The organism is Pseudomonas sp. MN1F (genome assembly GCF_009391885.1).
Lineage (GTDB): Bacteria > Pseudomonadota > Gammaproteobacteria > Pseudomonadales > Pseudomonadaceae > Aquipseudomonas.
Genome location: NZ_VZII01000032.1, coordinates 1 through 12,090, shown reverse-complemented (window position 1 = coordinate 12,090; position 12,090 = coordinate 1). Strand labels below are relative to the sequence as shown.

The 12,090-nt window shown below is 62.8% G+C and carries 13 protein-coding genes; 8 read left to right on the top strand and 5 right to left on the bottom strand.

From position 1 onward, the window contains the following. Nucleotides 1–125 precede the first annotated feature (125 nt). From galU to F6X59_RS16090, 5 genes are all read left to right on the top strand, one after another. Entirely contained in the window at nt 126–965 is an 840-nt protein-coding gene (galU, locus tag F6X59_RS16110; protein WP_152957072.1) for a UTP--glucose-1-phosphate uridylyltransferase GalU, read from the top strand. Between the two features lie 99 nt (nt 966–1,064). After that, nucleotides 1,065–2,420: a glutathione-disulfide reductase gene (gorA, locus tag F6X59_RS16105; protein WP_152957071.1), complete on the top strand. Its 1,356-nt coding sequence runs from the start codon at nt 1,065–1,067 to the stop codon at nt 2,418–2,420. A gap of 207 nt (nt 2,421–2,627) precedes the next feature. Next, nucleotides 2,628–3,191: an alkyl hydroperoxide reductase subunit C gene (ahpC, locus tag F6X59_RS16100; RefSeq protein WP_054884952.1), complete on the top strand. Its 564-nt coding sequence runs from the start codon at nt 2,628–2,630 to the stop codon at nt 3,189–3,191. A 189-nt stretch (nt 3,192–3,380) separates the two neighbouring features. After that, nucleotides 3,381–4,943 carry an alkyl hydroperoxide reductase subunit F gene (ahpF, locus tag F6X59_RS16095; protein ID WP_152957070.1) on the top strand — a complete coding sequence of 521 codons (1,563 nt, stop codon included), beginning with the start codon at nt 3,381–3,383 and terminating at the stop codon, nt 4,941–4,943. A gap of 105 nt (nt 4,944–5,048) precedes the next feature. Beyond that, on the top strand, nt 5,049–5,237 hold the full coding sequence (locus tag F6X59_RS16090; RefSeq protein ID WP_041166543.1) for a hypothetical protein: 189 nt from the start codon (nt 5,049–5,051) through the stop codon (nt 5,235–5,237). Here F6X59_RS16090 and F6X59_RS16085 read toward each other — a convergent pair. The 3 genes from F6X59_RS16085 to nhaR all read right to left on the bottom strand — a co-directional run bounded on the left by F6X59_RS16085 (nt 5,234) and on the right by nhaR (nt 8,153). Beyond that, a complete protein-coding gene (locus tag F6X59_RS16085) occupies nt 5,234–5,881 on the bottom strand; it encodes a YceH family protein (RefSeq protein WP_152957069.1) in 648 nt (215 codons plus the stop codon). The genes F6X59_RS16090 and F6X59_RS16085 overlap by 4 nt on opposite strands. A gap of 88 nt (nt 5,882–5,969) precedes the next feature. Continuing rightward, on the bottom strand, nt 5,970–7,181 hold the full coding sequence (gene sstT / locus F6X59_RS16080; RefSeq protein ID WP_152957068.1) for a serine/threonine transporter SstT: 1,212 nt from the start codon (nt 7,179–7,181) through the stop codon (nt 5,970–5,972). Nucleotides 7,182–7,259: 78 nt separating this feature from the next. Further along, on the bottom strand, nt 7,260–8,153 hold the full coding sequence (nhaR, locus tag F6X59_RS16075) for a transcriptional activator NhaR (RefSeq protein WP_372240409.1): 894 nt from the start codon (nt 8,151–8,153) through the stop codon (nt 7,260–7,262). 132 nt (nt 8,154–8,285) lie between these two features. Between nhaR and F6X59_RS16070 the strand changes: the two genes are divergently transcribed. Then, nucleotides 8,286–8,525, top strand: a complete 240-nt coding sequence (locus F6X59_RS16070) for a hypothetical protein (protein WP_152957067.1) — start codon at nt 8,286–8,288, stop codon at nt 8,523–8,525. 28 nt (nt 8,526–8,553) lie between these two features. Next, nucleotides 8,554–9,306: a TerC family protein gene (locus F6X59_RS16065; RefSeq protein ID WP_152957066.1), complete on the top strand. Its 753-nt coding sequence runs from the start codon at nt 8,554–8,556 to the stop codon at nt 9,304–9,306. Nucleotides 9,307–9,356: 50 nt separating this feature from the next. Here the strand turns inward: F6X59_RS16065 and F6X59_RS16060 are convergent, their stop codons facing one another. After that, entirely contained in the window at nt 9,357–9,536 is a 180-nt protein-coding gene (locus F6X59_RS16060; RefSeq protein WP_152957065.1) for a hypothetical protein, read from the bottom strand. A 156-nt stretch (nt 9,537–9,692) separates the two neighbouring features. Here F6X59_RS16060 and F6X59_RS16055 point away from each other — a divergent pair, with 156 nt between their 5' ends. Continuing rightward, complete coding sequence (locus F6X59_RS16055; protein ID WP_152957064.1) at nt 9,693–10,436, top strand: peptidase C39 family protein; 744 nt, start codon at nt 9,693–9,695, stop codon at nt 10,434–10,436. Between the two features lie 102 nt (nt 10,437–10,538). Here F6X59_RS16055 and F6X59_RS16050 read toward each other — a convergent pair whose 3' ends face one another. Next, nucleotides 10,539–11,822 (bottom strand): FAD-binding oxidoreductase, encoded by a 1,284-nt coding sequence (locus F6X59_RS16050; protein WP_152957063.1) that lies wholly within the window; start codon nt 11,820–11,822, stop codon nt 10,539–10,541. Nucleotides 11,823–12,090: the final 268 nt, after the last annotated feature.

Below are 12,090 nucleotides of genomic sequence, written 5' to 3'. Positions count from 1 at the left end.
GAACTATCTACACTGGGTTATCTCTATGATGGCAGCGGTCGTCACAGGCAAGGCATTGTAAGCTGCATGCCGCCTGATTAGACTGCGCCGAATTCCACAGGCCTCGCCTATGTTTAAGGATGTTTATGATCAAGAAATGCTTGTTCCCGGCAGCCGGCTACGGCACTCGCTTCCTGCCTGCTACCAAAGCCATGCCCAAGGAAATGCTGCCGGTGGTCAACAAGCCACTGATCCAGTATGGCGTTGAAGAAGCATTGGATGCTGGTCTGAACGAGATTTCCATCGTCACCGGCCGCGGCAAGCGCGCGCTGGAAGACCACTTCGATATCAGCTACGAGCTGGAAAACCAGATCAAGGGCACCGACAAGGAAAAGTACCTGGTCGGTATCCGTCGCCTGCTCGACGAGTGCTCGTTCGCCTACACCCGCCAGACCGAAATGAAAGGCCTGGGCCACGCCATCCTGACCGGCCGCCCGCTGATCGGTGACGAACCGTTCGCCGTGGTGCTGGCGGATGACCTGTGCGTCAACCTCGAAGGTGAAGGTGTGCTCGCGCAAATGGTCGCGCTGTACAAGAAATACCGCTGCTCGATCGTCGCCATCCAGGAAGTCGACCCGCAGGAAACCAACAAGTACGGCGTCATTGCCGGTGAAGAAATCAAGGACGGCATCTTCCGTGTCGACTCGATGGTCGAGAAACCGAAGCCGGAAGACGCACCGTCCAACCTGGCGATCATCGGTCGCTACATCCTGACCCCGGACATCTTCGAGAAGATCGAACAGACCGAACCAGGCAAAGGAGGCGAGATCCAGATCACCGACGCGCTGATGAAACAGGCTGCCGAAGGCAACGTGATCGCCTACAAGTTCAAGGGCCAGCGTTTCGACTGCGGTGGCGCCGAAGGCTACATCGAGGCGACCAACTTCTGCTTCGAGCACTTCTACAAGACCGGCAAGGCGTACTGATACGCCAACGCGGGTTCAAGGAGCCACCCTTCGGGGTGGCTTTTTTGTGTGCGCCAGGCAACGGCGGTATGCTGGGCGCCTGCCTAGGAGAGTGAATACATGGCCTACGATTTTGATCTGTTCGTGATTGGCGCCGGTTCCGGCGGTGTGCGTGCGGCGCGCTTCGCTGCGGGCTTCGGTGCAAAAGTGGCTGTGGCCGAGAGCCGCTACCTGGGGGGCACCTGCGTCAACGTCGGTTGCGTACCGAAGAAGCTGCTGGTGTACGGCGCCCACGTTGCCGATGAGCTGGAACAGGCCGCCGGTTTTGGCTGGACCCTGGAAGAGGGCCACTTCGACTGGGGCACGCTGATCGCCAACAAGAACCGCGAGATCGAGCGCCTCAACGGCATCTACCGCAACCTGCTGGTGAACAGCGGCGTGACCTTGCTGCAGGGCCACGCCCGCATCACCGGCGCCAACGAAGTGGAAGTGGACGGCCAGCGCTTCAGCGCCGAGCACATCCTGATTGCCACGGGCGGCTGGCCGCAGGTGCCGGACATTCCGGGCAAGGAACTGGCCATCACCTCCAACGAAGCGTTCTACCTCAAAGCGCTGCCACGCCGCGTGCTGGTGGTTGGCGGTGGTTACATCGCCGTGGAGTTCGCCGGCATCTTCCAGGGCCTGGGCGCCGACACCACCTTGCTGTATCGCGGTGACCTGTTCCTGCGCGGCTTCGATGGCTCGGTGCGTACCCACCTCAAGGAAGAGCTGGAAAAACGCGGAATGAACCTGCAGTTCAACGCCGACATCCAGCGCATCGACAAGCTTGAAGACGGCAGCCTGAAAGCCACCCTCAAGGACGGCCGCGAGCTGGTCGCCGATTGCGTGTTCTACGCCACCGGCCGCCGCCCGATGCTCGACAACCTGGGGCTGGAAAACACCGGCGTGGAGCTGGACGCCCGTGGCTTCATCCGCGTCGACGAGCAGTACCAGACCACCGCACCGTCGATTCTCGCCATTGGCGACGTGATTGGCCGCGTGCAGCTCACCCCGGTGGCCCTGGCCGAAGGCATGGCCGTGGCGCGGCGCCTGTTCAAACCAGAGCAGTACCGCCCGGTGGATTACCAGAACATCCCGACCGCGGTGTTCAGCCAGCCGCCGATCGGCACTGTTGGCCTCACCGAGGAACAGGCACTGGCAGCCGGGCACAAGGTGCAGATCTTCGAGAGCCGCTTCCGCGCCATGAAGCTGACCCTTACCGACATCCAGGAAAAGACCCTGATGAAGCTGGTGGTGGACGCCGAGACCGACAAGGTACTGGGCTGCCACATGGTCGGCCCGGATGCCGGCGAGATCATCCAGGGCCTGGGTATTGCCCTCAAGGCCGGTGCCACCAAGCAGCAGTTCGACGATACCGTTGGCGTGCACCCGACTGCCGCTGAAGAGTTCGTCACCATGCGCACAGTGACCCGCTGATGCCGCTGGCCTCATTGCCGGCTTGCCGGCGATGAGGCTCATGAATACCCCCGCAATCCTTTGCTCAGCCCATTCCCTTCTATTAATTATCTGCGGTTATAGCCAAAACCAATCACAAGCATGAGCTTTGCCAATGAGCCTTTGTCGGGACCAGCGGTTAGGATTCTCTCCATCAACTGATTCCAACCCCATGAAGGAGCGTCTCTCATGCCAATCATCAACAGCCAGGTCAAACCGTTCAACGCCACCGCCTACCACAAAGGCGAGTTCGTTCAGGTCAGCGAAGCCGACCTGAAAGGCAAGTGGTCCGTCGTGTTCTTCTACCCGGCCGACTTCACCTTCGTCTGCCCAACCGAGCTGGGTGACCTCGCCGACAACTACGCCGAGTTCCAGAAGCTGGGCGTGGAAATCTACGGCGTGTCGACCGACACCCACTTCACCCACAAAGCCTGGCACGACACTTCGGAAACCATCGGCAAGATCCAGTACCCGCTGATCGGTGACCCGACCCACGTCATCTCGCGCAACTTCGACGTGCTGATCGAAGAAGCCGGCCTGGCCGATCGCGGTACCTTCGTGATCAACCCGGAAGGCCAGATCAAGATCGTCGAACTGAACGACGGTGGTGTTGGCCGCGACGCAGCCGAGCTGCTGCGCAAAGTGAAGGCTGCCCAGTACGTAGCTGCTCACCCAGGCGAAGTGTGCCCGGCCAAGTGGAAAGAAGGCGAAGCCACCCTGGCTCCATCGCTGGACCTGGTCGGCAAGATCTAATTTTCGCCCGATAAGCGCCTGCGCGACGATCATGCTGCGCAGGCACTTCTCGAACGAAAATCCGCCGATGTGTCTGTCGCGGGCGGTGAGCAGCCGCCAAAGCTGAAGCACCTACCGCCCCGTAAAAAGCGCCCGGGCGACCTCGCCTGGGCGTTTTTGTATCCGAGTTTTGAAAAAGGAATCGCCCGTATGTTGGACGCCACGCTTAAATCGCAACTGAAAACCTACCTGGAGCGGGTCACCCAGCCGATCGAGATCGTTGCCTCCCTCGACGACGGCGCGAAGTCCCGCGAATTGCACGACCTGCTGGTGGAAATCGCCGGCCTGTCGAACCTCATTACCTTCAGCGCGGACGGCAGCGATGCCCGTCGTCCTTCGTTTTCGCTGAACCGCCCGGGTGCCGACATCAGCCTGCGCTTCGCCGGCATCCCCATGGGCCACGAATTCACCTCCCTGGTGCTGGCATTGCTGCAAGTTGGCGGCCACCCGTCCAAGGCCAGTGCCGAGGTGATCGAGCAGATCCAGGCGCTGGAAGGCGAGTTCACCTTCGAAACCTACTTCTCGCTGTCGTGCCAGAACTGCCCGGACGTGGTCCAGGCGCTGAACCTGATGGCGGTGCTCAACCCCAATGTGCGCCACGTGGCCATTGATGGCGCGCTGTTCCAGGATGAAGTCGAGTCGCGCAAGATCATGGCGGTGCCGAGCATCTACCTGAACGGCGAAGTGTTCGGCCAGGGCCGCATGGGCCTGGAAGAAATCCTCGGCAAGATCGACACCAACGCCGGCAGCCGCCAGGCTGAGAAGATCAACGCCAAGGACGCCTTCGATGTGCTGGTGGTCGGCGGTGGCCCTGCAGGCGCCGCAGCGGCCATCTATGCCGCACGTAAAGGCATCCGCACCGGTGTCGCTGCCGAGCGTTTCGGCGGCCAGGTGCTCGACACCCTGGCTATCGAGAACTTCATCTCGGTGCAGGAAACCGAAGGGCCGAAGCTGGCCACGGCGCTGGAAGAGCACGTCAAGCAGTACGACGTCGACATCATGAACCTGCAGCGCGGTGAAGCGCTGATCCCGGCCACCGACGGCGGCCTGCACGAAGTGCGCCTGGCCGGCGGTGCCTCGCTCAAGGCCAAGACGGTGATCCTCGCCACGGGCGCGCGCTGGCGCGAAATGAACGTGCCGGGCGAGCAGGAATATCGAGCCCGCGGCGTGGCCTACTGCCCGCACTGCGACGGCCCGCTGTTCAAGGGCAAGCGTGTGGCGGTGATCGGCGGCGGCAACTCGGGTGTGGAAGCGGCCATCGACCTGGCCGGTATCGTCGCCCAGGTGACGCTGATCGAGTTCGACAGCCAGCTGCGTGCCGACGCGGTGCTGCAGCGCAAGCTGCACAGCCTGCCGAACGTCAAGGTGATCACCCGCGCGCTGACCACCGAAGTGGTCGGCAATGGCGAGAAAGTGACGGGCTTGCGTTACAAGGATCGCAGCACCGATGAGGTGCATGACCTGGCGCTGGAAGGCATCTTCGTGCAGATCGGCCTGCTGCCGAACACCGATTGGCTCAAGGGTACCGTCGAGCTGTCGCCGCGGGGCGAGATCATCGTCGACGCCAAGGGCCAGACCAGTGTGCCGGGCGTGTTTGCCGCAGGTGACGTGACCACGGTGCCGTACAAGCAGATCGTCATCGCGGTAGGCGAGGGCGCCAAGGCCTCGCTGGCAGCGTTCGATCACCTGATCCGTACTTCGGCACCGGCGTAAGCTTGTACCGGCCCCTTCGCGGCTTTAGCCGCGAAAGGGCCGGCACTGGCAAAACAGAACTTGAGGGTGTCTATGCTTAGCGCAGACACCCTCAGGAGCGTCACCATGACCCTGATCAGCCGCGAACCCTGGTGGCTAGTCCCGCCCAAACCCGGGCAGAAAGAGCAGGACCTGCACTGGGGCTACCTCGAAATCTATGCTGACGGCCGCACCGTGTTCGTCGACCAGCGCCCCAGTGACCGGGAGCTGGCCGAGCGCAAGAGCTGTCGCAACTTCCCCGACCCTGAACCTTAGCCTTCCAGCTCGGCCAGGCGTGCCTCCAGCGCTGCGATCCGCGCCTCCAGGGCTTCGATCCGCTCTTCCGAAACACTGCCGCCACTGCTGCGAGCGCCACCTTCCTGCTGCCGTGCCGCGAGAATCGCCTCGATTTCCGCCGGGTCACCGAGGGCATGGGTGTAGCGATCTTCCCGCTGCCCGGCCTGGCGTGGCAGGTGCAGGGCCAGGTCGCGCGAAATCAGACGCTCCAGCTGGTGCTGGATCTGCTCGGTGTCGTCGAAGTCGTGCAGGCGGTTGCTGCGGGTCAGCAGTTCGTTGAGGGTCTGCGGCCCACGCAGGAACAACAGGCCCATCAGCACCAGCTGCGCCGGTACCAGCTCCAGCGCCTTGTCCACCCGCTGTTCCCAGCGGTCGGCGCGGCTGCCCATCTGCAGGCGGGTCATGCCCTGGCCCTCCAGCGCACGCAGGGCCTGGCCGACTTGGCCTTGAGTGAGGTTCATGACCGGTTCCCGGCTGGTCTTCTGGTTACAGGCCAGGACCAGGGCGTTGAGGGTCAGCGGGTAGCTTTCCGGGCTGGTGGCCTGCTTCTCGATCAGCGCGCCGAGAATACGGATCTCGATACTGCTGAAGCGGCCTTCGCCTGCGGTTTGGTGTTCTGACATGGCCCTGTCTCATTGCTGGGGGAAGGCCACTAGCGTAGGTAATGCCGCGGTGTAAGGCAATTGGGGCCGCACAGCGGCCCCGGCCATCTCAAGCGCTACGCTGCGCTTCGGCTTGGCACGCCGCTGCGGTAAACAGCACATCGGTCGAAGAATTCAGCGCCGTCTCCGCCGAATCCTGCAGCACGCCAATGATGAAGCCCACCGCCACCACCTGCATGGCAATCTCGCTGGGGATGCCGAACAGGCTGCACGCCAGCGGAATCAGCAGCAGCGACCCACCCGCGACCCCGGAAGCACCGCAGGCACAGATCGCCGCCACCAGGCTCAGCAGCACCGCGGTCGGCAAGTCGACCGGAATGCCCAGGGTATGCACCGCCGCCAGGGTCAGCACGGTGATGGTGATCGCCGCGCCGGCCATGTTGATGGTCGCCCCCAGCGGGATCGACACCGAGTACGTATCCTCATGCAGCCCCAGGCGCTCCGACAGCGCCAGGTTGACCGGAATGTTGGCCGCCGAACTGCGGGTGAAGAACGCGGTGATGCCGCTTTCGCGCAGGCACAGCAAGGTCAGTGGATAAGGGTTGCGGCGGATCTTCCAGAACACGATCAGCGGGTTCATCACCAGCGCCACGAACAGCATGCAGCCGATCAGCACGCCCAGCAGGTGCAGGTAGCCGAGCAGGGCGCTGAGGCCAGACTGCGCGAGGGTCGAGCTGACCAGCCCGAAGATGCCCAGCGGGGCGAAGCGGATGACTACACGCACGATCAGCGTCACGCCATTGGACAGGTCCTCGACCACGGTGCGGGTGGTCTGGCCGGCATGGCGCAGGGCCACGCCCAGGCCGATGGCCCAGGTCAGCACGCCGATGAAGTTGGCGTTGAGCAAGGCGTTGATCGGGTTGTCGACCGCGCTCAGCAGCAGGTTCTGCATCACCTCGCCGATACCGCCCGGCGCGCTCAGGGTCGCCTCGCTGGTACTCAGGGCCAGCTGCGACGGGAACAGCATGCTGGCGGCCACGGCCACCACGGCGGCGGCGAAGGTACCCAGCAGGTACAGCCAGAGGATCGGGCGGATGTGGGTTTCCTGGCCATGACGGTGGTTGGCGATCGACGCCATCACCAGAATGAACACCAGCACCGGCGCGACGGCCTTGAGCGCGCTGACGAACACTTTGCCAAGGAAGGCCAGGTCGCGGGCGAGGGTGGGGGCCAGCAGGGCAATGGCGATGCCGGCGACCAGGCCGATGACGATCTGGGTGACCAGGCTGGTGCGGTTGAGCAGATGGAAAACGGGCGTCATGTGCAGCGGATTCTCGGAATCTTCAAAGGGCGGGACTTTAGCACAATCAGGCCCCGCCCTTTCGCGGGTAAACCACCGTCACCAATGAAACAGCTCCCGCCGCGCCCCCTCGGTAATTGCCACGATCCCCGGATGCTTGACCTTGCGCTCCACCGAAATGGCATAGAACGACTCATGCACCGCCTCGGTCTGGCCAATCAGCTCGACGCCATACAGCCGGCACACTTCCTCGGCTATCACGCTGGGCGCAACGAAAACCCCGCTGCCAGATTGGCCAAACGCCTGCATCAGCGCACTGTCATCGAACTCGCCAACGATCCGGGGCTGCACGTGCTGCTCACCCAGCCAACGCAACAGGCGGCTGCGCACCACGGTTTCCGGGCCGGGAATCAGCAGCGGGGCATCCTGCAGGCAAGCCGGGAAGGGGCCGGCATGCTGCCTGGCCAGGGCCGGGGTGGCGAAGAAACTCAGGCCGCATTCGCCAAGCTTCTGGCTATAACCCTTGATGTCCAGGTGGCTGGGCATCGGGCTGTCGGAAATCACCAGGTCCAGGCGCTGGATCGCCAGGTCCGCCAGCAGCCGTTCGAGCTTGTCTTCGCGGCAATTGATGCGCAGCACTTCGTCCAGCTCCATGGTCGGCGCCAGCAGGCGATAGACGATCGACTTCGGCACCACGTCGGCCACCCCCACGCGAAACAGGATCTGCTCCTGCGGGCCGGCCCTGAGCATGGCCTCCAGCTCGCCGCCAATCTGGAACATCTGCTCGGCGTAGGCTAGCGTCTGACGGCCGGTTTCGGTCAGCTCCAGTTGCCGGCCGACACGCTGGAACAGTTCCAGCCCGTAGGTCTGCTCGAACAGGCTGATCTGCCCGCTGATGGTCTGTGGCGTCAGGTTCAGCTGCTCGCTGGCGCGGGCGATGCTGCCGGTCTTGGCTACGGCCCAGAAGTAGTGGAGCTGGCGATAGTTGAGCACGCACGCGGGTCCCGATTCGAAAAAACCGAAGTATACACACTGGAAATACGAATTTTCCTGAAGTATTGGCGTCTTTAGAATGCGACCCCATCAGGCGCTTCGCGCCGCCGGGCTTTTTCAAGCGAGGACACCATGCTGCAATTCAAATCCATTGGCACACCGCTGGTGCTGGCCCTGGCGCTGTTCAGCCTGGCCGGTTGCGACCAGGCCGAGAAGTCTGCCCAGCAGATGCTCGACCAGGCCGCGAAGTCGGCCAAGCAGGCCATCGACGACACCAACAAGGCCGCCCAGCAGGCGTTGAGCGATGCCATCGGTCACGAGGGCCAAAAGCCCAAGGGCGCCGAGAAGAAAGAACACACCCAAGAAATCTGACCCCAATTGCCGCATCAGGATTTGAACAATGGAATACTTGCTGGAACTCGCCGCTAGCCCTACTGCCTGGGTCGCCCTGGCAACCCTGGTGGCCATGGAAGTGGTACTGGGTATCGACAACCTGATCTTCATCTCGATCCTGACCAACAAGCTGCCTGTGGAGTACCGCTCCAAGGCACGCCGTATCGGTATCAGCATGGCCCTGGTGATGCGCCTGGCCCTGCTCAGCACCGTGGCCTGGATCGTGCAGTTGACCGACCCGGTGTTCGAAGTGTTCGGCAACGCCTTCTCCTGGAAGGACGTGATCCTGATTGCCGGCGGCCTGTTCCTGCTGTGGAAGGCCACCAAGGAGATTCACGAAAACGTCGACCCGCACGGCGCCAAGGAAGAAGCCAAGGTGTCCAACACGGTCACCCTGGGCTTTGCGGCGGCGATCTTCCAGATCCTGTTGCTGGACATCGTCTTCTCGGTCGACAGCATCATCACTGCCGTGGGCATGACCGAGCACCTGCCGATCATGATCATTGCCGTGATCACCGCAGTCATTGTCATGATGGTGGCCGCCGACCCGCTGGCCAACTTCATCAACGACAACCCGACGGTGGTGATGCTGGCCCTGGGCTTCCTGATCATGATCGGCATGACGCTGATCGCCGAAGGTTTTGGCGCCCATGTACCGAAAGGGTATGTGTATGCGGCGATGGCCTTCTCGACGGCGATCGAGATCCTCAACATCCTGGCTCGCCGAGCACGGCTAAAGCGTGAAGCCGCTGAAGGCTGATAAAAAACAACGGGGCGCTTGGCGCCCCGTTTGCATTCAGGTGAAAAACCTCAGTGCACCCCGGCATGCCGCCGCGCCCTGCGCGCAGGCTGCGCCTTGGCCGGGGCCTGCGGTGGCAGGTGGTGAGGCTGGGAATGACGCCGCAGGATACGCAGAACACCCCACAGCATGGCGGCCGCGACGCTCAGCCACATACCCACCAGCATGAGGATTGCCATGGTCAGGCTCATGTGTGCCTCCTTCTCTTGGGCCGACCTGCGGTTTGCCCTCCAGACACAGCTTTAGTCTAGCTGCCCGGCCGTGACGTTCCATTGACCAAAGGTCGATTGCTTAAGCCGATTGGTTCCGGTGTCTTGTCGGACTATACCCGCGCAACGCGGCACCCTATGATCGGGGGTCAGAGCCGGGCGCTGCCTGCCTGGCATCGGAACAAGCGAGTGTCCATGGAGCAACATTCCTGCAAGAGCTGGGCGACCGTCCCGCGTCGGCTGTTGGTCGCCTGCCTGGTGGCCGCGACCCTGGGCGGCTGCGCCAGCGCACCACCTGCAAGCCTCAAGGGCATGCCGCAGCGGGTCGAGATCAGCAGCGTGCCGTTCTACCGCGGCAATGCCAACCACAGCGGGGCGATGGCCCTGGCCGCGCTGCTCTCGCAGCAAGGTGCGCCGATTACCCCCGGGTTGCTGGACAAACCGCTGAATCTGCCGAAGGGGGCCGATGCGCTGGAAACCAGCATCCCGCGTGTGGCGCGAGAGTACGGCATGGTGGTGTACCCGTTGGACAAGCAGCTGGATGCCTTGCTGGCCCAGGTGGCCGCTGGCAATCCGGTGCTGCTGCGGTACGAGGAGGGTTCGGCGTGGTGGAGCGAGCCGCGTTACGCGGTGCTGATTGGTTATGACAGCTTCAAGAAGCGCGTACTGTTGCGCTCAGGGATGAATCGGCGCCAGCTGATGGCGTTTGGCGATTTCGCCTCGGCGTGGGCGAAGGAGGGGAGTTGGGCGGTGCTGGTGCAGCCTCCGCGCCAGCTGCCGGCCCAGGTGGACCGCCAGCGTTGGCTGCAGGCTGCCGACGAACTGGCCCGGGCGGGCCAGGAAGTTGCGGCGAAGCAGGCTGTGCGTAGCCTGAATAAATAGCGGTATCTGCACCGGCCCTTTCGCGGGTAAACCCGCACCCACAGGTGCTGCATCAAACCTGTAGGAGCGGGTTTACCCGCGATGAGGCCAGGCCTGCCTACATCAGAAGCCCAGGCGATCGCGCAGGCTGTAGTACCAGGCACCCAGGGCGCTGAACGGTACACGCAGCATCTGGCCACCCGGGAACGGGTAGTGCGGCAGGCCGGCGAAGGCGTCGAAACGCTCGGCCTGGCCACGCAGGGCCTCGGCCAGCACCTTGCCCGCCAGGTGGGTGTAGGTCACGCCGTGGCCCGAGCAACCCTGCGAGTAGTAGATGTTGTCGCCGATACGGCCGACCTGAGGCAGGCGCGACAGGGTCAGCAGGAAGTTGCCGGTCCAGGCGTAGTCGATCTTGACGTTCTTCAGTTGCGGGAAGGCCTTGAGCATCTTCGGGCGAATGATCGCTTCGATGTTGGCCGGGTCACGCGCGCCGTACACCACGCCACCGCCGAAGATCAGGCGCTTGTCGCTGGTCAGGCGGTAGTAGTCGAGTAGGTAGTTGCAGTCTTCCACGCAGTAGTCCTGCGGCAGCAGGGTGCGGGCCAGTTCTTCGCCCAGCGGCTCGGTGGTGATCACCTGGGTGCCGCACGGCATCGACTTGGCGGCCAGTTCCGGTACCAGGTTACCCAGGTAGGCGTTGCCGGCAACGATGATGAACTTGGCGCGGATCTTACCTTGCGGGGTGTGCACCACCGGGTTGGCACCACGCTCGATGCGGATGGCCGGGGTCTGCTCATAAATGATGCCGCCCAGCGATTCGACCGCGGCCGCCTCGCCCAGGGCCAGGTTCAGCGGGTGGATGTGGCCGCCGCTCATGTCGAGCATGCCGCCGATATAGCTGTCGCAGGCAACCACTTCACGGATGCGCTTCTGGTCCATCAGCTCCAGCTGGGTGTGGCCGAAGCGTTCCCACAGGCGTTTTTGCGATTCCAGGTGGCCCATCTGCTTGGCGGTCAGCGCGGCGAACACGCCGCCGTCCTTCAGGTCGCACTGGATGTTGTACTTGGCCACGCGCTCACGGATGATACGGCCGCCTTCGAAGGCCATCTTGCCGAGCAGCTGTGCTTCTTTAGGGCCGACGGTGCGCTCGATGACGTCGATGTCGCGGCTGTAGCTGTTGACGATCTGGCCACCGTTGCGGCCCGAAGCACCGAAGCCGACCTTGGCCGCTTCGACGATGCTCACCTTGAAGCCGTTTTCCAGCAGGAACAGCGCGCTGGACAGGCCGGTGTAGCCGGCGCCAATGATGCAGATATCAGTCTCCACCTCACCCTGCAGCGCCGGACGTGGCGGCACCGGGTTGGCCGAGGCGGCGTAGTAGGACTGGGGGTAGGGGGTGTTAGCCATGCTGCAGGAACCTCTGTGTTTTATATTTTTAACGAATGTACCGATGCTATCAATAATAATAAACACCCGCTAGTCGTCCGTTGAAAATCCTTTACTGGTCTCCCGCCGGCCCTTCTCTATAAACAGTTTAAGATTCAGTAAGTTAGCGCGAAAAAAAGTGTTGACAGGGTTTTTGGATTGCGTAGAATGCGCACCACACGACAGGCACATAGCTCAGTTGGTTAGAGCACCACCTTGACATGGTGGGGGTCGTTGGTTCGAGTCCAAT